Here is a 23,183-nt window from a genome sequence, read left to right as displayed (position 1 = left end):
GCGGCCAAGCGCCCGCCCTCTCCCCCGGCCGTGCCAGCGCCCCCACCCGAGCCACCGGCACCGCCGGGCGAGGATGAGGTGGGGGTGACCGGAGGTGGCCGGCACCCGGCCACCTCCGGTCACGCCAGGCCAGCGGAGGATGCCTGCTCGGTTCTCTGGGACCGGGACGGGACCAGCGCGTTCGGCACGGCCGCAGGCGCCGTGTTCTTCGTCGTCCTCGAGCAGTCCGGCCCCTGGGGTCGGGTGGCCGCGCGCGACTCTCACCTCGGCGCAGAGCTCGGAGCCGAGCTGGACAACCGGTGCGCGGATGCTGGCGGAAGGTTCATGCTCATGCGGCGACCCGGCGGGCATCCTGACCACGATGGCCCTCGCCGCGTCCTCGTCGCCCATGCCGGCGTCCGGCCCGACGATGCGTGGATGGTGTCGGCCGATGTTGCCCGGCCCGGGGACCTGCTCGAGCTGGACTGGGCCGCCCTGGCCAGGGGCCACCGCACGCTGGTGCGGGCCTCTCTTCCGGGCGCCGAGGATGCCCCGTCGCAGCTGCTGATCTGCACGAACGGTCGCCGCGACGTGTGCTGCGCCGTCCGGGGTCGTCCGCTGGCTGCCGCAGCCGCCGGACGCGCTCCCGAGCGGGTCTGGGAGGTCTCCCACACGGGTGGCCATCGCTTCGCCCCGACCGCCGTCCTGCTGCCCTGGGGCCAGGGCTTCGCCCGACTCGACGAGACGATGGCCGGCTGGGTCCTCGACGCCAGCACCACGGGGCATGTGCCACGCGAGCTCCTCGGCGGGGCGCACGACCGCGGCCGATCCCCCTTGCCGGCATCGGCCCAGTGCGCCGAGTCGCACGTGCGTGCCCTCACCGGGGAAACTCGGCTCGGTGCACTCTGGGCCATCCCCAGCGACGCCGACGGCGTTGACGGCGCCGATCCGGTCGTCGCGGTCGCCCACGAGGACGGCCGCTCGTGGCAGGTCCGGGTCGAGCGTCGCGCCACAGGGGCCCGACGCCCCGAGTCGTGCGGGAAGGCCGCTATCGACGTGCAGGAGCTCGTCGGCGAGATCATCGACGGCCCAGACCTCCCAGCACACTGATCGGGCCGTATGCCGCTGGGCTCGGACCGCGGCGTCCGTTTCCTCCTGCACGGGGTGACGTTCGCCAACCCCGCCGGGTCACCACGGCCTGGGATAGCTGCCGACGCCTCCGTCGGGTTCAACGCGATCGTCGGTGCCGCGCTGCTCATTGCGCTCGATGGTGTTCTTGCGCTGCTGCTCCCGCAGCAGGTCCTGCTGCTCCTGGCTGGGGGCGTTGTCCGGATCGGGGACCGGCGTCGGCTGCGGCGTGGGCTGGCTCTCCTCGGGAGCCGGCTGCTGCTGCTCGCCGGGCTGCGGCTGGTTCTTCTCCTCCATCCGCTCCTGCGCCTGGTCGAGCTGGTCGCCGGTCTCTCCGCCTCCCGGCGCGTCGCAGAGCGGCGGGCGCTCTCGTGTGACCGCCAGTCCCTTCTCGTAGAACTGACGCCACTCGTCGGTGCGCTCCCTCGCCCTCGCCTCGTCCCCGAGGGCCTCATAGGTCAGGCCGAGGTTGACCCGGACCTTGCACTCCTCGATGCCACCCTTGGGTACGAGCTCGAAGGCCTCTTCGAACCACGGTCGGGCGAGCCCGAAGTGGCCACTCAGGACGTGCGCGTCACCGATCGCGAAGGGTGCCCGGAAGCGCTCGACGACGTTGAACCAGCCCTGCCGCTCACCCCACGTCATCGTGCGCGCCTTGTCGCCCGCCTGGTAGCCCGCAAGGGTCTGGTCGTGCACGGCGTTGAGAGTCATCAGGCGCGCGGCGCCGAGGACGATGAGCAGCACGAGCGGCGCCGAGGCCAGCAGCAGGCGTCGTCGCGCAACCCGGCGAACGGGGGTGCGAGGTTCGCGGAGTGGGCCCGTCGGACCCGCTTCTGGGCCCGATGGCGGACGGGGACTCGGGCTGGTCAGGGTGCTCACGCCGACCCCCTCCGACCACGGGTCTGGACCAGGCCAGCGAGGCCTGCGCCCAGCTCCCACAGGGCCACACCGACGACTCCGATGAGGAGCGGCCAGTAGAGCTCCCGGCGGGTGCTGACGCGTTCGCGCTCGAGCTCTTCGGTCGATCCGTAGCGTGCGAGGTCGACCGCATCCACGGCCGGCAGCACCGACTCGCCGGCGACGCGGTGCAAGTACGACAGGCCGAGTTGTTGGGCCAGCTGCTCGAGGCGGTCCTCGTCGATGACCGAGATCGCGTCCTGCCCGGTGCTCGGATCCCGGATGTACGACGGTGAGACGTCGTAGCGCGCGCGGGTCGACTTCATCCGACCGCCGTCGGTGGTTCCGTAGCCCAGCACTGCGCCGCCCTGGATGAGACCAGCGGGGATGGTGAAGGGTGGCGGCTCACCAGCCGCGGTCTGTTCGCCGTCGCCGAGGTAGAACACGATGCGTCCTCGCTCGGGATACCGCTCACGGCTCTGCCGGAGCAATGTCGTCAGGCGTTCGTTGGCCTCAGTCACCGAAGACCCCACCGAGTACTCGGAGGCCTCCGGCAGGAGGGTGGCGACGGCAGCATCGAGAGCGGTCGTGTCCGTCGTCAGGGGCAGTCGCACGCGCGCCTCCTGGTCGAACGTCACGATGGAGAACCGCGCCCCTGAGAGCGCGAGGGCCAGGTCGGCGATGTCGCCGCGCACGCCCACGAGGCGCGGCGCCTCGCCCCCCCAGTCCTCGGCGATGATGCTGCTCGTTGTGTCGACGACGAAGTAGACGTTGAGGTTCGCCGCGGTGGCCTCCGCCTCATCGCCGGGGACGCCCGGCCGCAGCGCTGCGACACCGAGCAGGACCACGGCTGCCGACAGGCGCCAGTGGCTGGCGCGTGACTCGCCCGGTACGCCCGTCGCGCTCGGGCGCCACCACGCGGCCGCGAGGGCGGTCACCCCGAGGACACCGAGGACCCACAGGGGCGCGATCGGCAGGACGGTCACGAGCCCCACCTCCGGCTGGCCGCGACGACGCCGGCCAGGCCGAGTCCCGCGAGGGCGATCGGGACCGCAGGACTGTCCGTCAGGAGCCGCCGGGCCGCGGCGTCGATGACAGTCGCCTCCTGCGCCTCCACCGCCCGGACGATGCGCTCGACGGCCGTCCGGTCGCTCATGGCGTAGTACTCACCCGCCGTCGACTTGACCAAGGCGCGCATCTCGACCGCCTGCTCGTCGTGGCCGCTCTCCTCGGGGTTCAGACCGTAGACGCGCACGGAGCGCAGCTTGGCCAGCTCGATCGCCTCGTCGAGCCCGATGATCGGCCGGCCGGCGAGCTCGTTGTCGGTGGCGAAGACCACCGAGCGGGCTCGTCGGGTGTCGACCCGGTCGAAGCTCGACACGCAGGAGGTGAGTCCGTCACCAATGAGCGAGGTACCGAGACCGTTGAACGTCCCTGCGAAGAAGTAGTCGACCTCGGGGTCGCCCGCGAGGGCACGCAGGGCGATGTCCAGCTCGTCGTGGATGAAGTCGTAGTCATCGGTGAGGGGAAAGACCGTGGCAGCGGAGGAGTTGAAGATGACCAGGCCGATCCGCTCTCCCTCGAACTGGGTGACGAGCGTCATGAAGGTCCGCACCAGCTCGGCGTCGTAGGCCGCCATCGACCCCGAGATGTCGAGGCAGAGCACGACGTCGCGGTTGCGGGTCTCCGGCCGCTCGATCGTCACGTCAACCGGCCGGGCCGCGCCGATGAGGGCGGCGCCCCCGAGCAAGGTCGCACTGCCCGCGAGCACGAGCATCCGGATCCGGTGACGGCGCAGCGCTCGCCGGTACTCCGGAAGGCGGGTCAGGAGCGATGTGTTGGCGACCGGCTCGGCGGAGGCGTGGGACCGTGCTGACACCAGGCGGTAGACCACGAGGGCACCGATGATCGCGATGGCGGCCCCGACGCCCACGAGGGTGGGATACCTCAGCTCCATCGGGCCACCACCTCCTTGGCGACCAGGGCGGCACCAGCCACGGTCTCGGTCGCCCGTGGTGCGAACTCACCCGGGTACAGGGCGCCGACGACGCGGGACACCGGGCTGAGGCGTGCGCCCGAGCTGGTCAGGTCGGTCAGCGTCATCGTCGGGGCATGGATGCCGGAGACCTCCTGCACGAAGTGGCGGACGAGGACGCTCACCTGCTGGTGGGCGCGTCGTTGGGTGATGACTCCTCCCTCGGCCTGCGCCACGACCAGATCGATCTGGCGCGCGTAGTCGGCCCGGAGCCTGGTGAGCCGGTCGGGAGTGATCCTGGGTGGGATGGTGATGGGCCGGGAGCGCGTCGACCACCAGACCCAGACGTACCAGGCAAGGACCACGGCAAGGAGCGCGACGCCGATCCAGAACCAGCGACCGGAGTAGGCGTCGGGCGCATAGAAGCCGGGTGGCGGGGAGTCAGCCGCTGGCACGGCGCTGTCTCTCCAGCAGGGCGAAGACGGCCGTGAGGACATCGTCGCTGGAACCGACTCGCGTGTGGTTGATCCCGGCCGCATCGAGCATCGTGTTGGTTGCCCGAACGCGTGCGGCGACCGCCTCCGCGTAGGCCGCCTTGACGCGGGCACTCGTCCGCACCAAGGTCGGCAGGGTGTAGTGGTCGGCCACGTCGACGGTCGTGCGGGCCGCATCGACGGACGTCGGGTCGGCGTCCTGGACGGTGATCCACAAGATCTCGTGCTGGACGTGGAGGCGCCGCAGGACGTCGCTGAGACCGGGGTCCAGCTCCACGTCGTCGGCCACGATGAGCAGGAGCAGCCGCCGACGTACGTTGCGCACGATCCACTGCAGCTGCGTCGTCAGGTTGCTCTGCTCGCCGTCCAGGGTCGTCTCGGTGTCGATGGCGCGCAGAAGCCGCTCGAGGTGGGCCTCGTTCCCCCGCATCGGGTGAGCGATCGTGCCGGTCGCGTCGCCTCGGACGAGACCGACGAGGTCTCCGTGCCGCTGGGCGAGGTAGCCCACGAGCCCAGCCGCGACGATGGCCACGCTCTTCTTCGGCTCGCCACCCCCGGCGGCCGCGGCCATGCCGCGCCCCGTGTCGATGACGAGCAGGAGGTTCTGCTTCCGGGTCGCCACGTACCGGCGCACGAGGGGCGAGGTGTGGCGGGCGGTCGCTTTCCAGTCAATGTCGCGAACCTCGTCTCCCGGCACGTAATCACGCAGGTCGTCGTAGTCGAGGCTGCGGCCGTGGAAGACCGACGCGAACTCCCCCTCGAGCAGGTTGCGCGAGCGGCGCCGCGAGTGCACGAAGAGCTTGCTCTTCACCCTGGTGAGCAGCGTCGTCCCCATGACGTGCCCCGCCCTCAGGGCGTGCGAATCCCGCCAACCATGGCGTCGATGACGCGCTCAACCGGCAGATCGTCGGCGACTGCTTCAAAGCCCAGGATGACTCGGTGCCGCAGGACCCGGTGCACGAGCGCCTTGACGTCGTCGGGAACGACGTGGTTCCGCCCGTCGATGAGCGCCCGCGCGCGGGCTGCGCTCGTGAACGCGATGCTCGCCCGGGGGCTGGCGCCGAACTGGACATAGGACGCCAGATCCGGGTCGATGTAGTCGTTGGGGTGCCGCGTGACGTAGCCGATGCCGACGATGTAGTTCACGATCGCCGGGTCGACGTAGACGCGCCCGACCAGGCTCTGGAGGCGCTTGACGTCGGCGATGCCCACGACCGCCTCCGAGTGATGGGTGAAGATGCCGGAGTCGATCCGGCGCAGGACCTCGGCCTCCTCGGCAGGAGACGGGTAGTCGAGGACGTCCTTGAGCATGAAGCGGTCCATCTGAGCCTCGGGCAGCGGATAGGTGCCCTCGTGCTCGATGGGGTTCTGTGTGGCGAGCACGAGGAACGGGTCGGGCAGCGGATAGCTGTGGTCGCCGATCGACGTCTGTCGCTCCTGCATCGCCTCGAGCATGGCCGACTGGGTCTTGGCGCTGCTCCGGTTGATCTCGTCGAGCAGCACGAAGTTGGCGTGGACCGGCCCGAGTTGCGTCTGGAAGGCGCCCGTCTGCTGGTTGTACACCTGCGTGCCAACGATGTCGCTGGGCAGCAGGTCCGGCGTGCACTGGATACGGTGGAAGGTGCCCCCGACGGCGTGAGCGATCGTCTGGGCGGCCGTCGTCTTCGCCAGCCCCGGGACGCTCTCGAGGAGCACGTGGCCACCTGTCAGCAGGGCGATCATCAGCGTCTCCTGCAGCCGGGACTGCCCGACCACCCTGGCGGTGAACGCCGACGAGATCCTGCCGATGGCGGCCGCCGCCCATTCCAGCTCAGCCGGCTCGAGGTAGCGCATGGGCGCGGGAGCTGCGGAGGTGCCGAACCCGGCACGATGGTTGCCGGCCGCGTTGTTCCCACCGGGCATCGATCCGGGGACGGGATGCGGCGCGCCGGGCGGGGCCGCCGCACGTGGGGTGCGGCGCGCCTGATCCGTGCTCCCGGTGCTCCCGTGATCCTCCACCATGGTCCCCTTCTCGATGTCGGCTCACTCCCAACCACCGTCATCGTAGGCACGGCGCAAGTCACACCGCGCGCGGTTCGCCATCCTGCGGACAGCGCTACGTCAACTCCGCAACCGACGAGACCCGGGCCATGGGCGGCCTCAGGCGTCGATGCGCTCCCGGTCGACCTCGGCCGCCGACCCGATGATGAAGTCCTTGCGGGGGGCCACCTCGTTGCCCATGAGCAGCTCGAAGGTCCGTTCGGCAGCCTCGAGGTCACGCATGGTGACCCGACGGAGGGTGCGATGACGCGGGTCCATCGTCGTGTCGGCCAGCTGGTCCGCATTCATCTCGCCCAGGCCCTTGTACCGCTGCATCGGCTGCTTGACCTTCTTGCCGCCCTTCTCCAACCGGGCCACGGTGCGACGCATCTCCGTCTCGTTGTAGGTGTAGATGAGCTCGTTCTTCTTCGAGCCGTTGTTGATCACCTCGATCCGGTGCAGCGGCGGCATGGCCGCGTAGACGCGCCCCGCCTCGACGAGTGGCCGCATGTAGCGGAAGAAGAGCGTCAGCAGCAGGGTGCGGATGTGGGCGCCGTCGACGTCCGCGTCCGTCATGATGATGACCTTGCCGTAGCGGGCGGAGTCGAGGTCGAAGCTGCGCCCCGAGCCGGCCCCGATCACCTGGATGATCGAGGCGCACTCGGCGTTCTTGAGCATGTCGGAGACGGATGCCTTCTGGACGTTGAGGATCTTGCCGCGGATCGGCAGCAGCGCCTGGAACTCGGAGCTGCGCGCCTCCTTGGCCGTCCCCATCGCGGAGTCGCCTTCGACGATGAACAGCTCGGAGCGATCGACGTCGGTCGTGCGGCAGTCCCGGAGCTTGGTCGGCAACGTGGAGCTCTCCAAGGCGTTCTTGCGACGCTGCGTCTCCTTGTGCAGGCGCGCGCTGATGCGCGACTTCATCTCGGAGACGACCTTCTCGAGCAACAACGCCGACTGTGCCTTGTCACCCCGCTTGGTCGAGGTCAGGCGCGCGGTCAGCTCGGTCTCGACGACGCGGGCGACGATGGCCCGGACCGCGTTGGTCCCGAGGACCTCCTTGGTCTGCCCCTCGAACTGCGGCTCCGCGAGCCGCACGGTCACCACAGCGGTCATGCCGGCCAGCACGTCGTCCTTTTCCGGCTTGTCGTTGCCGACCTTGAGCCGTCGCCCGTTGAGCTCGAGCTGTCGCCGGAAGACCTTCAGCAGCGCCTGCTCGAAGCCCGCCACGTGCGTGCCGCCCTTGGGCGTCGTGATGATGTTGACGAAGGACTGCATCCGCACGTCGTAGCCCTGGCCCCAGCGCAGCGCAATATCAACGACACACTCGCGCTCGAGCTCGGTGGGGGTCATGTGCCCCTCGTTGTCGAGAATGGGCACGGTCTCCTTGAAGGTGCCGGCACCCTCGAGTCGCCATACGTCGGTGATGGCCGCGTCCGGGGCAAGGAACTCGACGAACTCGGCGATGCCCCCGTCGTGGTGGAACACCTCCTCGACCGGCCCCTCCGCTGCCGGCGTCCCCGGGAGACCGCGCTCGTCCCGGATGACGAGCCGCAGGCCGGGGACGAGGAACGACGTCTGGCGGGCCCGCGCGACGAGCGCGTCATAGTCGAGCACGGCGCCCTTGAGGAAGATGTGCGGATCGGGCCAGAAGCGGACCCTGGAGCCGGTCACGCCGCGCTTGGCCTTGCCGATGACGGGTAGCGTGCTGCGCTTCTCGTACGGAGCGAACCCGGCCTCAGGCGAGGAGGTCGGTCCCGCATCGGTGAACACCCCCGGCTCGCCCCGCCGGAAGCTCATGCCGTAGGTCCTGCCGCCCCGGTCGACCTCGACGTCGAGGCGCGCGGACAGCGCGTTGACGACCGAGGCACCAACGCCGTGGAGTCCCCCGGTTGCGGCATAGGACGTGCCGCCGAACTTGCCGCCGGCGTGCAGCTTGGTGAAGACCAGCTCGACCCCCGACAGGCCGGTCCGCGGCTCGGTGTCGACCGGGATGCCGCGGCCGTTGTCGCGGACCTCGATGGATCCGTCCTTGGCGAGGATCACCTCGATGTGGTCACAGACACCGGCGAGTGCCTCATCGACCGCGTTGTCGATGATCTCCCAGAGGCAGTGCATGAGGCCCCGCTGGTCGGTGGAGCCGACGTACATGCCGGGCCGCTTTCGCACGGCCTCGAGTCCCTCGAGGACCTGCAGGTGGCGCGCGGTGTAGTCACCGTTGCCGTTCGGGGCGGGGCGGGAGGCGGAGGCCAAGGTGCGTGATCACTCTCTCATCGGTGCGGCGGGCCGGTCGTCATGGTCGGCACCGGAAGCCTAACGACCCGAGCCGACGTTGCTGAGCAGGCTCGCGGCGGGGGCCCCGAGTGGGTAGAGGTCACGTAACGATCCGGGCATGGCGCAGGTGATGGGCGCCCGGCCTCCCGCTCGGGAAGGAATCGGCATGGTTCACTGTTGGAACAGCCAGGCGCACGACAGAAGGGTGATGGAGCCCGGCAGGGCAACGGAATTCTTTGGTCGGGCGTCTTGGTTTATGACAGGGTTCAGTCTCGGCTGAATCCCAAGGGTGGAGAGAAGGCGAGCATGATGACCACAGCACTGGCAACCGAACTGACCGCGTCCGACCGGTGCGACCGTTGCGGGGCCCAGGCATACATTCGTGCCCGTCTCGTCTCCGGCGGGGAGCTGCTCTTCTGCGCCCACCACGGCCGTCAGCACCTCCCGGCTCTCATGGGCAAGGCCATCGACATCCATGACGAGAGCGATCGCCTCCACGACACGTCGACCACGGCGGACGAGCGCTGATCGGGACGACGCGACCTGAGTTGGCGCTCCTTGGCGTGATGTGGATCACCTGACCACGTGATCACGGCCACGAACGTTCTGGTCCTTCTCGCCATGCTGGTGGGCACGGTGGGAATCGTGCTTCCCGTCCTGCCCGGTTTGTTCGTCGTCTGGGCGGCAACGCTCCTCTGGGCGGTCGAGATGCACTCGACCGCGGGGTGGACCGTCTTCTGGATCGCCACCGCCATCTACGTGGTGGGCCTCGTGACCCAGTACCTCGTCCCCGCCCGACGGATGCGGGCGACGGGCGTAGACACCAGAATCATCGCCCTGGCGCTGGTCGCGGCCGTCATGGGCCTGTTCGTCATCCCGTTGCTCGGGGCGCCGATCGCGTTCGTCGGCGCCGTCTACGTCATGGAGCGGTTGAAGCGTGGGACCCACGAGCGTGCCTGGGCCGCGACGCGGCAAGCGGTGCGTGCGGTCATGCTGAGCATGGGGATCGAGTTGCTGACGGCGCTGCTCATCATCGTGACGTGGGTCGTGGGCGTCTTCGTGACGAGGCCGTAGTCCCCCGTTGGTCATGCCGAGGGAAAGCCGTCATTCATGCCGTATGCCGCTGCGCCGGATCCGCGGCGGCGGTGCCCTACCACTGGTCGTGGCGTCGCTTGTCCCAGCGCTCCTCGAGCCGATCCATGAAGGTGCCGGACTTGCCGCCCGAAGCACGTCCCTTGGCGCCCTTGCGGGGGGTGGCTACACCGTCCGGACCGACCGAGCCGAGCGCCGGCTTGGCCGGAGTGATGGCCCAGACAATGCCGGCGACCATGGCCGCAAACCCGACCGCACCGAGCCAGATGCTCGAGCTCATCGCCGCGAAGACGATCAGGGCCAGGCCGACGATTCCCGCGGCGACGCCAACGACGATGCGTCCTCGACCCAGTCCGCGCGACTTCGTCTTCTCGATCCGCGATGCGAATCGCGGGTCCTCGGCGTAGAGGGCCTCCTCCATCTGGTGGAGGAGTGCCTCCTCGTGATCCGAGAGTGCCACCTGGCACCTCCCTGTCCTGCGGTGTTGTCGACTCCACCCGGTTACGACTAGTTGTCGTAGCGGGTTCTCCTCTTCAGGATAGGTCCCGCGGCGCGTCCTGTGAACTGGTAGGCCCGTACCCAGCGTGCCGATCCGGTATCAGGCTCGCTGGGCGCACGGCCCCAGCGCCGAAACGGGCACTGGCACGGTCCACCGCCCGGTCGGCCTCGCGCCACCCGTGCTCCGGCTCGTCCAATGTTGACTGGATCGGTGCGGCCGTGGCCGGGACGAGGCCCTCGAGCCTGACACCCACGAGCCGGATGCGGGCTCGCTGCAGTCCGAGCCGATCGAACAGCTCCCGGGCAGTGGCGAAGATCTCACGAGAGACGTCCGTGTGATGGCGCAGGGTCTTGGCCCTCGTGATGGTCGTGAAGTCCGAGAACCGGACCTTGATGGAGATGGTCCGACCGGCCATCCCCGCCGACCTGGCCCGCGCAGCGGTCCGGTCGGCGAGGCGGAGCAGCTCGCGGTGGATGCGGACGGGGTCGTCTATGTCGTGCGCGAACGTCTCGTCTGCCCCGATCGACTTCTCGCGTCGCTCCGGGACGACGGCCCGCGGATCCCGGCCCCAGGCCAGGTCGTGCAGATTGCGCCCGGCGACGTCACCGAGGGCGCGCTGGAGGGTCTCGAGAGGGGTGTGCGCCAGATCCGCCACCGTCCGCAACCCGAGGCGGTGCAGGTGCTCCTCCGTCTTGTCGCCGACACCCCAGATGGCGCCGACGGGCAGCTGGTGCAGGAACGAGACGGTCTCGTCTCGCGGGACCACGATGAGCCCGTCCGGCTTGGCGACGGCGGAGGCGAGCTTGGCCACGAACTTCGTCGAGGCGACACCGACGGAGCACGTGATGCCCTGCTCGTCGGCGATCGTGTCCCGCAACTGCTCGGCGATCCGGGTCGGTGGGCCGAGGCGGCGTACGGCGCCCGACACGTCGAGGAAGGCCTCGTCCAGGGACAGCGGCTCGACGTGCTCCGTGACTGCGGCGAAGGTGGCCATGACTGCGTCGGAGATCGCTGCGTAGCGCCGATGGTCCGGCGCGATGACGATCGCCTGCGGGCAGAGCCGACGGGCCCGGGCCATGGGCATGGCCGAGGCGACCCCGAAGGCCCGCGCCTCGTAGGTCGCGGAGAGCACGACCGATCGACCGCCGGCACCGCCGATGATGACCGGTTTGCCGCGTAGGTCCGGTCGGGAGATGAGAGATGCGGATGCGTAGAAGGCGTCCATGTCGACGTGGAGGATCGTGCAGCCGGTGTCGTCAGGCGGCCCCTCCTCGGTGCGCGAGGGCGCGGTGAACTGGCGTCGACTCATCTGGCCTCCCTCACCTGACCCGCCACCTCACGGCCGATCCGGCGGGCGAGGTCAGTCGCGGCGGGCGACGAGGTGCAGGCCATTTCCGAGCGTGCGCAGGAACTCACGTCCCGGCGCGGCCACGAGGAGCTCGTCGAGCTCGGCCAGCGCGGCCCGGTCGGCGTCGGAGTCGACAAGGGATGCGGGGACAAGGTGCCCCAGGATGTTGGTCGCCCGGACCTGGGCCACGGTGAGACCGGCGCCGGTGAGCAGCTCCTCGACCAGGTCGAGGTCGAAGCGCCTCGGCAACGGATCGGTGCGGCCCCATCGCCCGTCGGCATCGGTGAGCGCGGCCCGCGCCTGGCCGAACTCGCCGGCGATGGCCTTGGCGAAGACGACCGCGAGGCGCCCCGCCACGAGCAGCGAGAGGGTGCCGCCGGGGCGCAGCGCCTCCGAGATGGCGCGGAGTGTGGCGGCGGGGTCGTCGACGAACTCGAGGACGCCGTGGCAGCAGACGAGGTCGAACCGGTGCTCTGCGAGCACGCTGGCGAGGGAGTCGCCGTCACCTTGGATCGAGGTGAGGTTGTCGTGGACACCGGCCTCACGGGCCCGTCGCGCGAGGGCCGCGAGCGCGTCCGGGCTTGGATCGACGACGGTGACGCGGTGGCCCTCCTCGGCAAGCGGGACGGCGACGCCTCCGGTGCCACCACCGAGGTCGAGCACGTCGAGCTGGCGGCCGATGATGCGAGCCTCCTCGTCCGCGTGGGTCCGCACCGAGGAGACCACGGCGGACGGACGGGTCCCGGCGCGGCGCTGCGGATGCTGCTCGTCTGGCACGACGTCCTCCGGGTCAGGCGGCACGGTTCTGGCACGTTCACCCTAGTGCCCTGCGCTTCCCGGACTCGCGTGCCACAGCTTGCGCGGTGGTCCTTTCGGCACGTCCGAGGGCACGAGCCCAGAGGCGCTCGCGGCGCTCCGGGAGTCTCGGACGTCGGCCCCGGCGGGACGGATGTCGGCGTAGGGGGACTGCTTGAAACCGGAGGCGTGGACGAGCACGCGACGCCCGGCGGGTGTCTCGCCGACCCCGAGGGGACGGGCCGGACCGTCGACGTCCTGGCTGTCGAGCGCGCCCGCTCGTTCCCAGGCGACCCGGTCAGCCGCCTCGATGGCGTCACGGACGGCGGCGATCCCTCCTGCGGTCCAGGCGTCCTGCAGGGCGCTCAGCTCCCAGGCACCGGTTGCCCGGATCGACAGGCCCTTGGGGCCGGTGCGTCGCACGATGCCGCGGCACAGGAGCAGCCACGAGTGGAAGACCGTCGAGGCGTAGGGCCCTTGCACGTCCTCGAAGAAGGTGAGGTCAACCGGACCGGTCGCATCGTCGAGGGTGAGGAAGACGACGCGGTGGCCGGAGCGGATCGGTGGGGTCTGGGTCGCGACCTTGACCCCCGCGACCCAGACCTCGCGGCCGCTCCGACCGGACAGCAGCCCGTCCGCCCGGGTCACCCCCAGCGCGTCGAGCATCGGGACGTAGAAGTCGACGATGTGACCGCTGGCATCGAGGCCGAGCACCTCGAGCTCCGCGCGCACCCGCTCCGGGCCGGTCATCTCCGGCAGGCCGCTCGTTGCGGTGAGCCGGGGCGTGTCCCCGAGGTCGAGCGCCAGCTGGACCGGCACGTGGGACGGCACGGCGGCCGGGCCTTGGGACTGCGCCGCGGCCAGCGCCCGGATGTCGCCTGACTCGGACACCGAGGAGATCCGTCCACGGTTGGACCCTCCGTTGGACCCTCTGTTGGACCCTCCGTGGGTTGCAGTGCGAACGCCCTGCGCGGTGGGGCTGCGGCGCGCCGCGGCACGGGCCGCGCCTTTCGTCGACCGGCGCTGGGACGCGGACCAGCGGTCGAGCTCGGCGACGTGCAGGAGCAGGTCCCGCCGGGTCACCCGGCCGCGGCGTCCCAACCCGCTGCGGAACCCGGCCACACCACGCCGGCCTGATTTGCCCGTGCCTGATCCGCCCGCGCTGGTCCGGCCCATGACGGGTCCGCCCGTGACGATGTCGTGGATCGAGTCGAAGGCACCGGCCAGGACGAGACGCTCCGCCACCGGCCGGGACACGTGGGCGCGTTGCCAGAAGTCGGAGAGGCTGGCGTAGGGCTGGCCGGCGACGATGCTCGCGACCTCGAGGTCGGTGATGCCGTGCACGTCGGCCAGCGCGAGCCGGATCGCCTCGCCGCCGTCCTCGGTGCGCTCGAAGCGGTACTCCCCCGTCGAGACGTTGACGTCGAGCCCGAGGACCGTGATGTCGAAGGCCCGAGCGTCGTCGAGGATGAGCCGCTTGGGATACATGCCCGGGTCATGAGTGAGGACCCCGGCGAGGAAGGCGGCCGGATGGTGGGTCTTGAGCCACGCAGACTGGTACGTCGGCAGGGCGAAGGCAGCGGCGTGCGCCTTGCAGAAGCCGAACGACGCGAAGGCCTTGAGGACGTCCCAGATCCGGTCGACGTCAGCCGGGTCGTAGCCCCGGGCCAGGGCCGCAGGTCGCCACCACTTCTCGACCTCGTCCTGTCCCGCCGGTGACCCCAGCGCCCGGCGGACCTCGTCGGCCTCGGCGAGGGTCACCCCGGTCGTCTCGGCGACGAGCTCCAGGACCTGCTCGTGGAAGACGACGACCCCCTCCGTCTCCTGGAGCGCGGGCACGAGCGACGGGTGGAGGTACAAGGGCTCCTTCCAGCCCTGCCTCGCGTTGAGGAAGGGGATGATCATGTCGCTCTTGACCGGCCCCGGCCGGAAGAGGGAGATGTCGATGATGATGTCCTCGAAGGTCTGCGGCCCGAACTTGCCGATGAGCTCGCGCTGACCCGGGCTCTCGATCTGGAAGCAGCCGAGGGTCCGGGTCGACCGGATCAGCTCGAAGGTCGGCTCGTCGTCGAAGGGGACCTGGGTCTCGTCGTCGAGGTCGATCCCGGCCCCATCGACTCGTTCCACCTCGGCCACCGCGTGGGCCATCGCGGACTGCATCCGGATGCCGAGCACGTCGAGCTTGAGCAGTCCCATCGCCTCGACGTCGTCCTTGTCGAACTGGCTCATCGGGAAGCCGAGCCAGCTCGCCTCGACCGGGGTCCGATCGAGCAGCCCCGAGTCGGACAGGATGATCCCGCACGGGTGCAGGGCGATGTGGCGCGGCAGGCCGTCGAGCCGCTCGACGATGTCGTACATCAGCTGGAGCCGCGGCACGTCCAGCCCGCTCGCGCGCAGCTCGGGCAGCTCGGCGAGGGCGTTGCGGACGTTGCGGGCGGCGATGTGCGGGAACGCCTTCGCCATCGCGTCGATCTCCTGTGGCGGCAGGCCGAGGGCCGCACCGGCGTCGCGGATCGCGTGACGCACGCGATAGGTGTCCATCATCGACACGCACGTGACCCGTTCGCCACCGAAGTGGCCGAGGATCCGCTCGTAGATCTCGGTGCGGCGCGCGGACTCGACGTCGATGTCGATGTCGGGCAGCTCGGCCCGCAACGGTGAGCAGAAGCGCTCCATGAGCAGGCCGTGACGCATCGGGTCGACCCCGGAGATACCGAGCAGGTAGTTGACCACCGAGCCGGCCCCTGACCCGCGCGCCGCGACCCGGACCCTCATCTCCCGAATGAGATCGCAGACCTGCGCCACGGTGAGGAAGTACGTCGCATAGCCGAGTGTCTCGATGACGTCCAGCTCGTCCTCGAGCCGCTCGCTGACGGCCGCGAGCTGCGCGCCCGTGTGGTCGGGATAGCAGGTCGCGATCGACTCGCGGCACCGCCGTGCGAGGACGGCCTGCGGACTGATGCCCTCACGGATGCCGAGCACGTCGGGCTCGGGCAGATGGACCGAGCCGACCCCGAGGTCGGCGCGGGGCTCCTGGATGCACGCGGTCGCGATCGTCGTCGTCCGCGCGATGAGCTCGGCAGCCCGCTGCCGGGCCAGCGCACCCCCGCCGACGAGGCCGGGGCCGGAGACCTGGACGACATCACGCGCCAGTGCGTGCATGACGGGAGTGGGCGAGAGGTGCCCCGCCGTCGTCACCCGGTCGAGGTGGCGCGCGTCGAGGGCGACGAGGCGGCGGGCCGCGTCGAGGACATCGACGATGGCGGCATCCTGGGGATCGGCGTGCCGGACCGCTGCGGTGATCACCGTCGGCACTCCGAGCTCCGCGGCCAGCGCGAGCATCCGACCGGCCTGTCCGAGGCTGCCGGGCAGGTGCTCGGGACCACCGTGGCAGACGATCTCGACGACGAGCCCGTCCCTCGGCAGCAGCTCGCGCCACCGCTCGAGAGTGGCCCGGGCGAGGGACTGCTTCCGGGCGAGCACTGCACGGCCGACGTCCGAGTCCGGGCCGAGGAGCACGACCAGCCGGGACGGCTCGGCATCTCGAGTGGCCCCGGTGTCCGCAGCCGTTCCTGCCCGCACCGGACCGGCAGCGCCGGCAACCCCGGCAGCCCGGGAGTGCTCGGCGAGCAGGCGTGCGGTGACCACCGGGTTGCCGCGTTCGCCGCTCAGGTGGGTGTCCGTGACGAGACGGCAGAGCGCGGCCCATCCGGCGCCCGGGGCCAGGCCGGTGCGGCTCCCTCGGGCCAGGACGGTCACCCTGGGCAGACGCGGGTCGACGAGGGCGCCACCTCGCACCGGGGTTCGCCCGCGTGCGGCGCCGCGAGCTCCTCCGCCCTGCGCTCCGGGATAGCGACGCGGCTCGATCGGGTCCGGGCCGAGGGCAAGGTCGACCCCGAGGATCGGGCCGACTCCCCGCTCCATGCAGGCGGTGACGAACTTGACCGCGCCGTAGAGCCCGTCGCGGTCGGTGAGGGCAAGCGCGGGCTGACCGAAGGCGACGGCCCGCTCGACGAGCTGCTCCGGCTTGGCCGTGCCGTATCGCATCGAGTAGCCCGATGCGACGTGCAGGTGGACGAAGCTGTCGGTCATCGGACCGGTGGCGCCCCGCGGAGCGGCGTGGTCAGCTCGGGCAGCGGCACGGTGATCGGGACCCCGAGGATGCCCTGGACGATCTCGAGGAACATCTCCGCCTGACGGAGCAGGTCATCCGCCTCGCGGGCCGGGATCCATCCACCCCGGTCGATGATCGACCGGTGGGCGGAGCAGGCGGCGAAGAAGGCCGCCCACTCCGCCAGCTCGGGGGCGATTCCGGGCAGGACCTGCCAGACGCTCCGTGGCCGGGATCGCGGAGACGGGGTGGTGCGGGCTGCCACGAGAGCGGCCGCAGCACGCAGCGCCCCCAGGTGAGCATCCCGGTAGCGCTCTGAGGCATCCGCGGTGCGGCACGCCTCCTCGAGAGTGGCCCTGGACCGGGCGAGGAGATCGAGCACCGCGGCGGGCGCCGGCGGCCGGGGGAACGCGGTCGCACTGGATGCGAGAGTCATCGTGGAGCTCCTTGCCTGTCGTGTCGTCAGTCGGCGACCCGGACGAGCGACCACCGGTCACCCTGGGCCGACTCGTCGTGGGCCAGGTCGTAGACCCCGGGCGCGAACGACCAGCCCGGGCTCGCCTCGACGCGCCAGATCTGCTGCTCGCTCGCCGCTGCGGCGATCGAGCTCCCCGGCACGACGTCCGCCTCCTCGGCGTCGAGCGCGTCCCGCCACCAGGCGCGCCGCTCGCGCCACTGCGAGAGGACGTCACGCACGACGTAGAGTCGGCCGCGCCAGATGAAGGCCTCCGGACGCTCCGGCTCCCCCACGCGGACCTCGACTGGATCACTGAACCTGCGCACCACGACACGTCTCCTTTCGGGACACACGCCGAGGCGGGGGAACACGACCCGGGACGATCCGCTGCTCCACCGCGGACGCCCCGAACACCCGGCCGACGACTGATCTGTTTACCATCACTTCTCGAACATCTGTTCGATGAACCAAGCCTAGCCCCGGCCACCGACAGCCTGTCAAGGCAGCCAGCGAGCCCCGGTCACCGGCCCCTCGTCACCGCCTCTCGCTACGGTGACACCCATGACCGACACGCACCGACCGGCGCTGCTCGACCATCCCTCGGTGGCCCGGGTGCGGGCGGCGCTCTCACCCGCGGGAGTGACCGCGGAGGTCGTCGTCCTCGACGATGCCGCACGCACCGCCGCCCAGGCCGCTACCGCTCTCGGCACGCCCGTGGCGTCGATCGCCAACTCGCTCGTCTTCGTCGCGACGACGACGGACGGCACGCAGGTCCCCCTCCTCGTCCTCGCATCTGGCGGACACCGCGTGGACACCGACCACGTGGCCGAGGTGGCCGGCTACGCGAGCATCGGCAAGGCGGACGCCGAGTTCGTCCGCTCTACAACGGGATTCGCCATCGGCGGCGTCGCCCCGGTCGGCCACGCCTCCGCGGTGACGACGCTCGTCGACGCATCGCTCGCCGACCACGAGACCGTCTGGGCCGCAGCCGGGCACCCTCACACCGTCTTCCCGACGACGCACGACGAGCTCGTCCGGATCACCGGCGGTCGCTCCGTCACCGTGCGCCCACCTGCCTGAGAGCCCAGCCACCCGACCAGGATTCGGCGCGCACGCGAGCGAGCTGAGCGGCATACTGCATCAATCGGACAAACTGAGTATTCGTGCTCACGCCACCCCGTCGTGGGTCCCGGCACAGTGGCAGCGCGGGCTCGGTCCGCGAACGGAGGGTTGCAGGGGTGCTGTCCGCTCGTGGATCGGGCCCTTTGGCGTAGGCCGTCGGCTCAGAGGTTGCCGAAGACCTCGAGCGTCGCGGACGACCGGTTCATGGTGATGAAGTGGATCCCGGGCGCGCCCTCGTCGAGGAGGCGACGCGCAGACTCGGTGGCGATGGCCAGTCCCTCCTCGCGCACGGCGTCGGCGTCGTCGCCATGCCGCTCGAGGCGGTCCGTCACGGCCCTCGGCATCGGCTGCCCCGCCAGCTCGGCCATGCGAACCACCTGGCGGGCGTTGGTGATCGGCATGAGTCCCGGGATGACCGGCAGCCGTGAGCCGCGCCGTGCGAGCTCGTCGCGCAGGCGCAGGTAGTTGTCCACATCGAAGACCATCTGGGTGATCGCGAACTCCGCGCCCTGCTGCTCCTTGCGGATCAGGGTCGCGACGTCGTCCTCGACGGTGCGCGACTCCGGATGTCCGTCTGGGAAGGCTGCGACACCGACGGTGAAGTCGCCGAGCCCCTTCACGACGCGGACGAGCTCGTCTGCATGGTTGAGGCCCTGAGGATGGGCCACCCAGGGCTGGCCGAGTCCGCCCTGCGGGTCACCGCGGAGCGCGAGGATGTTGCGCACGCCTGCCGCCGCATAGGTGCCCACCACCTGGCGCAGCTCGGCCACCGAGTGCCCCACGCAGGTCAGGTGCGCCATCGGGGTCAGGGAGGTCTCCTGCAGCACCCGCTCGGTGAGCCGGACCGTCCGATCCCGGGTGCTGCCGCCGGCGCCGTACGTGATGGAGACGAAGCTCGGCGACACCTTCTCCAGGCGACGGATCGCCTCCCAGAGCTGCTCGGCCGCAGCGTCGTCCTTGGGTGGGAAGAACTCGAAGCTGAACGTCGGCGTCGGAGCCTCGATCATCGCGACGAGGGAGCGCGTGAAGCGTTCTGCGCGAGTCATCGAGGATGCGGTGCCGTGTGCCATGCCGCCACGATAGATCGGGCTGCCTCCCCGCGTGGGCCCGTGCCACGGATCGGTCATTCGCGCGGTTAGGCTGACGGCGACGTGCGGGACCTCCCGCGCGCCGACCGACGGAGGAGCCTGCGTGACCAGCCCAACCGACCTCGACGCCCTGCGCCGCCGGGTCCAGGAGGCGATCGACGCGCAGATCGCCGCTGCCACGCTGGCCCTGTCCGAGGTCGGCGACGAGATCACCCCGCTCGTGGACGCCGTCTCGCGCCTGTTGACCGGAGGCAAGGGGTTGCGCGCCGGCTTCCTCTACTGGGGTTACCGGGCCGCGGGTGGGGACGACTCCGACGCGCTGGTCCGGCTCGCTGCGAGCATGGAGTTCTTCCAGGGAGCGGCGCTGCTGCACGACGACGTCATGGATCGCAGCGACATGCGGCGCGGGATGCCCTCGGCGCACCGGGCGGTTGCGGAGCTGCACGGCTCGCGCGGCTGGGCCGGCGACCGTGCACGGTTCGGCGAGGGCGCGGCCATCCTCGCCGGGGACCTCTGTCTCACGTGGTGCGACGAGCTGTACTCGACGTGCGGACTGCCCGCCGAGGTGCTGGCCAGGGGCCGGGGCACCTTCGACCTCATGCGCACGCAGCTCATGGGCGGTCAGTTCCTCGACCTCCTCGAGTCGGCCCGCGGATGGGACGGGCTCAACCTGGATTCGCGAATCGCCTCGGCACGCAATGTGATTCGCTACAAGAGCGCGAAGTACACCATCGAGCACCCGTTGCTCATCGGCGCCCGCGTCGGGGGCGCACCGATGTCTGCGCTCGGGCACCTGTCCGACTACGGCCTCGCCCTCGGCGAGGCGTTCCAGCTGCGCGACGACCTGCTCGGTGTCTTCGGGGACCCCGAGGCGACCGGGAAGCCTGCAGGAGACGACCTGCGGGAGGGCAAGCGCACCGTTCTCGTCGCCTTTGCGCTCGACCTGGCCGGGGACGCGGACCGCGCGGCGATCGAGGCACTCCTCGGCCGCGAGGACCTCGATGATGCCGGGATCGCCTGTCTCCGTGGCATCTTCACCGACAGCGGCGCCGTCGACCGGGTCGAGGAGATGATCTTGATGCGCGTCGACGAGGCCCGGGCGGCACTGCGGGAGGTGGACCGGCTGGGAGGTCTGGACACCGGGGCCGTGGCCGTGCTGGCTGACCTCGTGGGTGTGAGCACCGCTCGACAGGCCTGACCGTCTGCCCTGCGGGTGCTGAGCCTCCTTCGATCGAGTGAACAACTTTCGGGCCGAAAGCTGTTCACTCGATTGACCTAGGGAGGTCTGTCGCGGTCAGAAGGCGAGCTCCTGGGCGCGGCGCCTGATCTCCGTCTTGTGTCCAGCCCGAAGCGCGTCGATCGGAGCGCCCTCGACGGGCAGTGTCGGGTCGGGCGTGAACAGCCAGGCGATGATCTCGTCGTCGTCCATCCCGCCGTCCGCGAGCACGGTGAACGTGCCCTTCAGCTCGGGTCTCGGGCCGGACTCCATGAGGAACTTGGACGGGATGCCCACGACGTGACGCTCGCCCACCCGGGAGGAGAGCACCTCACGATCGGCGAGGAACTGACGGATCCGGGACAGCGGCACGCCCAGGCGTTCGGCCGCATCGGGAACCGTGAGCCACTCGCCCACCAGCTCCTCCAGATCGAGCGGCTCCTCGGCCGAGTCCGCGGTGGTGTCGTCAGGGGTCTGCGATGCGGCGCTCTGCTCGGTCACGAAACCGAGTCTGCCACCCCTGCCCGGCCACGCGAATTACATAACTGTCATTTCGTTTGAGATCTCAACGAATGCGATACTGTCACACTGGTCACATCTGAAACATCTGTAACATTGTTCTCTCGAGCCGGTCCCCTCAGTTCTTAGGATGCCATGCTCCCAGTCGACGTCGCCCAACTCTCGCCTCCAGCCCACGTGCTCTTCACCGAGCAGGCCCCGCGCACCTGGCGCACCGTCGTCGTCCGGCCGGGCGACACACTGTGGGACCTGGCGTTGGCCAACGGCACGACACCGGCAGCGATCGTCGCCAAGAACCGGCTTTCCGGCGGGGGCGGGGTGATCCATCCCGGCCAACGACTCCTCGTCCCCGGGGCCAAGACGTCGGCGGGCGGGAAGACGTCCTCGCAACCCGCGCGGGCAGCCAAGCGCCCTGCGAGCGGCCTTGTGCACCTGGTCCGGGCAGGCGAGACCATGACCGGGATCGCGGCACGCTACGGCGTGACCCTCACCAAGCTGCTGGCGGCGAACCGGAAGGCCAACCCGGGGATGATCCACCCCGGCCAGCGCATCTCGGTGCCTGGTGCTCCGGCCCCACGGACGCCCAAGTCGACGGCAAGGCCGGCACCGACGAGCGAGAACACCTTCGCCGGCTACACCTACTCCGACGCGACCGTCCGAGCCGCCCGCAAGAACCGCGAGGCCTTGGCCGCGGCGCAGGTCCCGAGCCGCACCGAGCTGGCGGCGATGATCCGCCGGACCGCTCTGCGGCACGGGGTCGACCCCACGCTCGCCCTCGCCATCGGGTGGCAGGAGTCCGGCTGGAACCAGCGGGCCGTCTCCGTGGCCAACGCCATCGGCACCATGCAGGTCATCCCGTCCTCCGGCGACTGGGCCTCGCAGCTCGCCGGACGTCGGCTCGACCTGCTGGACGCCGAGGACAACGTGACGGCCGGCGTCGTCATCCTGCGCGCTCTCCGGTCCAGCGCCGACTCCGTCGAGGAGGCCGTCGCGGGCTACTACCAGGGCCTGCGGTCGGTCCGGACCAAGGGGATGTTCCCGGACACCAAGAAGTATGTCGCCGCGGTGCAGGCACACATGAGGTGGTTGTGACCTCCCTCGTCCCAGACCGAGCCCACCTCCCGAGCTTCGCCATCCGCTGCCCGTAAACTCTCTGCGTGACGTCCAGCGTGGCGGACGCACTCGTCGGCAGGGTGATCGACGGGCGCTACCGCATCCTCTCGCACCTCGCAGACGGTGGCATGGCCTCCGTCTACGTGGCGATGGATGGACGCCTCGACCGCGAGGTCGCCCTCAAGATCATGCGCCCCGGACTGGCGATCGACGGCGTCTCCGTCGAGCGCTTCCGCAGCGAGGCCCGAGCCGCCGCGCGTCTCAGCCATCCCAACGTCGTCGCCGTCTACGACCAGGGTGAGGACGACGGTGACGTGTTCCTCGCGATGGAGCTCGTGCATGGCAAGACGCTGCGCGAGGTGATCCACGAGGAGGCCCCGTTAACCGCCCGCGAGGCGCTCGCCATCCTCGAGCCGGTCCTCGCGGCGTTGCGGGCGGCCCACACGGCGGGGATCATCCACCGCGACGTCAAGCCCGAGAACGTCATCGTCCGCACCGATGGCGAGATCAAGGTCGCGGACTTCGGCCTGGCCCGCGCGATCAGCACCCAGACAGCCACGAGCCAGACCGGTGTCCTGCTCGGCACGGCCTCCTACCTCTCACCCGAGCAGGTCGAGGGCGGACCCGCCGACCAGCGCAGCGACGTCTACGCGGCGGGTCTGCTCCTCTTCGAGATGTTGACCGGGCGCAAGGCGGTCACCGGTGACACCGCGATCCAGATCGCCTACCGGCACGTCCACCAAGGGGTTCCGCGGCCGTCCTCCATCGTCTCCGCAGTCCCAGCCGACCTCGACACCCTCGTGGCCAGGGCCACCGCACTGAACCCGGACGACCGTTTCCCGTCAGCGGCCGAGTTCCTCGGCACGATGCGATCGGTCCGACGCGCGCTGGCGGAGGGCGAGCTCGACCGGGTCCCCATCACCGCGCCGCTCTTCATCGACGACATCGCGCCGGACGGCCGTGATGATCCTCGCGGCCATTCCGACCTGCGCGACCCAACCGCCCAACCGAGCGCCCCTGGGCCCGGTGACCGCCACACGCCGCCGGTCCTCGAGAC

At 70.4% G+C, this 23,183-nt stretch carries 22 protein-coding genes; 7 read left to right on the top strand and 15 right to left on the bottom strand.

Translation table 11 applies throughout. The features are described 5' to 3' along the window. On the top strand, window positions 1-1,089 hold a 1,089-nt coding region (locus VIR15_RS11800), incomplete at its 5' end, for a ferredoxin family protein (protein WP_331927787.1). A gap of 78 nt (window positions 1,090-1,167) precedes the next feature. Here the strand turns inward: VIR15_RS11800 and VIR15_RS11795 are convergent. From VIR15_RS11795 to VIR15_RS11765, 7 genes are all read right to left on the bottom strand, one after another. Continuing rightward, window positions 1,168-1,986, bottom strand: coding sequence for a tetratricopeptide repeat protein (locus VIR15_RS11795; protein ID WP_331927785.1), 819 nt, complete (start codon window positions 1,984-1,986; stop codon window positions 1,168-1,170). Beyond that, a complete protein-coding gene (locus VIR15_RS11790) occupies window positions 1,983-2,990 on the bottom strand; it encodes a VWA domain-containing protein (protein WP_331927783.1) in 1,008 nt (335 codons plus the stop codon). The genes VIR15_RS11795 and VIR15_RS11790 overlap by 4 nt, the downstream gene beginning before the upstream one ends. Beyond that, complete coding sequence (locus VIR15_RS11785) at window positions 2,987-3,961, bottom strand: vWA domain-containing protein (RefSeq protein ID WP_331927781.1); 975 nt, start codon at window positions 3,959-3,961, stop codon at window positions 2,987-2,989. Before VIR15_RS11785 ends, VIR15_RS11790 begins: the two co-directional genes overlap by 4 nt. Continuing rightward, entirely contained in the window at window positions 3,952-4,434 is a 483-nt protein-coding gene (locus VIR15_RS11780; RefSeq protein ID WP_331927779.1) for a hypothetical protein, read from the bottom strand. Before VIR15_RS11780 ends, VIR15_RS11785 begins: the two co-directional genes overlap by 10 nt. Beyond that, window positions 4,421-5,308: a DUF58 domain-containing protein gene (locus VIR15_RS11775; protein ID WP_331927777.1), complete on the bottom strand. Its 888-nt coding sequence runs from the start codon at window positions 5,306-5,308 to the stop codon at window positions 4,421-4,423. Before VIR15_RS11775 ends, VIR15_RS11780 begins: the two co-directional genes overlap by 14 nt. Before the next feature lie 14 nt (window positions 5,309-5,322). Next, window positions 5,323-6,306 carry an AAA family ATPase gene (locus VIR15_RS11770; protein ID WP_331927793.1) on the bottom strand — a complete coding sequence of 328 codons (984 nt, stop codon included), beginning with the start codon at window positions 6,304-6,306 and terminating at the stop codon, window positions 5,323-5,325. A 306-nt stretch (window positions 6,307-6,612) separates the two neighbouring features. Continuing rightward, entirely contained in the window at window positions 6,613-8,745 is a 2,133-nt protein-coding gene (locus tag VIR15_RS11765; protein WP_331927775.1) for a DNA gyrase/topoisomerase IV subunit B, read from the bottom strand. A 330-nt stretch (window positions 8,746-9,075) separates the two neighbouring features. On the opposite strand from VIR15_RS11765, the gene VIR15_RS11760 reads away from it, so the two are divergent. Then, entirely contained in the window at window positions 9,076-9,294 is a 219-nt protein-coding gene (locus VIR15_RS11760; RefSeq protein WP_331927791.1) for a DUF7455 domain-containing protein, read from the top strand. Window positions 9,295-9,351: 57 nt separating this feature from the next. Beyond that, on the top strand, window positions 9,352-9,840 hold the full coding sequence (locus VIR15_RS11755; RefSeq protein ID WP_331927773.1) for a DUF456 domain-containing protein: 489 nt from the start codon (window positions 9,352-9,354) through the stop codon (window positions 9,838-9,840). Window positions 9,841-9,916: 76 nt separating this feature from the next. Here the strand turns inward: VIR15_RS11755 and VIR15_RS11750 are convergent, their stop codons facing one another. From VIR15_RS11750 to VIR15_RS11725, 6 genes are all read right to left on the bottom strand, one after another. Next, complete coding sequence (locus VIR15_RS11750) at window positions 9,917-10,318, bottom strand: SCO2097 family morphological protein (protein ID WP_331927771.1); 402 nt, start codon at window positions 10,316-10,318, stop codon at window positions 9,917-9,919. Between the two features lie 73 nt (window positions 10,319-10,391). Continuing rightward, the gene (gene dinB, locus VIR15_RS11745) at window positions 10,392-11,666 is read right to left on the bottom strand and encodes a DNA polymerase IV (protein WP_331927769.1); all 1,275 of its coding nucleotides are present in this window, start codon (window positions 11,664-11,666) and stop codon (window positions 10,392-10,394) included. Window positions 11,667-11,717: 51 nt separating this feature from the next. Next, on the bottom strand, window positions 11,718-12,506 hold the full coding sequence (locus VIR15_RS11740) for a class I SAM-dependent methyltransferase (protein WP_331927767.1): 789 nt from the start codon (window positions 12,504-12,506) through the stop codon (window positions 11,718-11,720). Window positions 12,507-12,524: 18 nt separating this feature from the next. Further along, entirely contained in the window at window positions 12,525-16,592 is a 4,068-nt protein-coding gene (locus tag VIR15_RS11735; protein ID WP_331927765.1) for a DNA polymerase III subunit alpha, read from the bottom strand. After that, window positions 16,589-17,047 carry an SAV_6107 family HEPN domain-containing protein gene (locus VIR15_RS11730; RefSeq protein ID WP_331927763.1) on the bottom strand — a complete coding sequence of 153 codons (459 nt, stop codon included), beginning with the start codon at window positions 17,045-17,047 and terminating at the stop codon, window positions 16,589-16,591. The genes VIR15_RS11735 and VIR15_RS11730 overlap by 4 nt, the downstream gene beginning before the upstream one ends. Before the next feature lie 26 nt (window positions 17,048-17,073). Further along, window positions 17,074-17,397 (bottom strand): DUF6504 family protein, encoded by a 324-nt coding sequence (locus VIR15_RS11725; protein WP_331927761.1) that lies wholly within the window; start codon window positions 17,395-17,397, stop codon window positions 17,074-17,076. Between the two features lie 232 nt (window positions 17,398-17,629). Here VIR15_RS11725 and VIR15_RS11720 point away from each other — a divergent pair, with 232 nt between their 5' ends. Further along, entirely contained in the window at window positions 17,630-18,148 is a 519-nt protein-coding gene (locus tag VIR15_RS11720) for a YbaK/EbsC family protein (RefSeq protein ID WP_331927759.1), read from the top strand. A 203-nt stretch (window positions 18,149-18,351) separates the two neighbouring features. Here the strand turns inward: VIR15_RS11720 and metF are convergent, their stop codons facing one another. After that, entirely contained in the window at window positions 18,352-19,260 is a 909-nt protein-coding gene (gene metF, locus VIR15_RS11715) for a methylenetetrahydrofolate reductase [NAD(P)H] (protein ID WP_331927757.1), read from the bottom strand. A 121-nt stretch (window positions 19,261-19,381) separates the two neighbouring features. Here metF and VIR15_RS11710 point away from each other — a divergent pair, with 121 nt between their 5' ends. Further along, the gene (locus VIR15_RS11710; protein WP_331927755.1) at window positions 19,382-20,476 is read left to right on the top strand and encodes a polyprenyl synthetase family protein; all 1,095 of its coding nucleotides are present in this window, start codon (window positions 19,382-19,384) and stop codon (window positions 20,474-20,476) included. Between the two features lie 96 nt (window positions 20,477-20,572). Here VIR15_RS11710 and VIR15_RS11705 read toward each other — a convergent pair whose 3' ends face one another. After that, window positions 20,573-20,995: an Rv2175c family DNA-binding protein gene (locus VIR15_RS11705; protein WP_414654956.1), complete on the bottom strand. Its 423-nt coding sequence runs from the start codon at window positions 20,993-20,995 to the stop codon at window positions 20,573-20,575. Between the two features lie 153 nt (window positions 20,996-21,148). On the opposite strand from VIR15_RS11705, the gene VIR15_RS11700 reads away from it, so the two are divergent. Next, a complete protein-coding gene (locus tag VIR15_RS11700; RefSeq protein WP_331927753.1) occupies window positions 21,149-22,105 on the top strand; it encodes a lytic transglycosylase in 957 nt (318 codons plus the stop codon). Window positions 22,106-22,170: 65 nt separating this feature from the next. Then, window positions 22,171-23,183, top strand: a 1,013-nt coding sequence (locus VIR15_RS11695) for a protein kinase domain-containing protein (RefSeq protein ID WP_331927751.1), incomplete at its 3' end; no start/stop codon positions are given.

Origin of the sequence: Intrasporangium sp. (assembly GCF_036566125.1) — a bacterium.
Taxonomy (GTDB): Bacteria; Actinomycetota; Actinomycetes; order Actinomycetales; family Dermatophilaceae; genus Intrasporangium.
The sequence above is the reverse complement of the archived record's forward strand: the minus strand, read 5'-3'. Positions and strand labels throughout refer to the sequence as shown.

Excerpts from the sequence above, each read along its gene's own strand:
- VIR15_RS11785 (WP_331927781.1), bottom strand. The coding sequence starts at position 3,961 with ATGGAGCTGAGGTATCCCACCCTCGTGGGCGTCGGGGCCGCCATCGCG.
- VIR15_RS11775 (WP_331927777.1), bottom strand. The coding sequence starts at position 5,308 with ATGGGGACGACGCTGCTCACCAGGGTGAAGAGCAAGCTCTTCGTGCAC.
- VIR15_RS11770 (WP_331927793.1), bottom strand. The coding sequence starts at position 6,306 with ATGCGCTACCTCGAGCCGGCTGAGCTGGAATGGGCGGCGGCCGCCATC.
- VIR15_RS11760 (WP_331927791.1), top strand. The coding sequence starts at position 9,076 with ATGACCACAGCACTGGCAACCGAACTGACCGCGTCCGACCGGTGCGAC.
- dinB (WP_331927769.1), bottom strand. The coding sequence starts at position 11,666 with ATGAGTCGACGCCAGTTCACCGCGCCCTCGCGCACCGAGGAGGGGCCG.
- VIR15_RS11735 (WP_331927765.1), bottom strand. The coding sequence starts at position 16,592 with ATGACCGACAGCTTCGTCCACCTGCACGTCGCATCGGGCTACTCGATG.
- VIR15_RS11730 (WP_331927763.1), bottom strand. The coding sequence starts at position 17,047 with ATGACTCTCGCATCCAGTGCGACCGCGTTCCCCCGGCCGCCGGCGCCC.
- VIR15_RS11720 (WP_331927759.1), top strand. The coding sequence starts at position 17,630 with ATGACCGACACGCACCGACCGGCGCTGCTCGACCATCCCTCGGTGGCC.
- metF (WP_331927757.1), bottom strand. The coding sequence starts at position 19,260 with ATGGCACACGGCACCGCATCCTCGATGACTCGCGCAGAACGCTTCACG.
- VIR15_RS11700 (WP_331927753.1), top strand. The coding sequence starts at position 21,149 with ATGCTCCCAGTCGACGTCGCCCAACTCTCGCCTCCAGCCCACGTGCTC.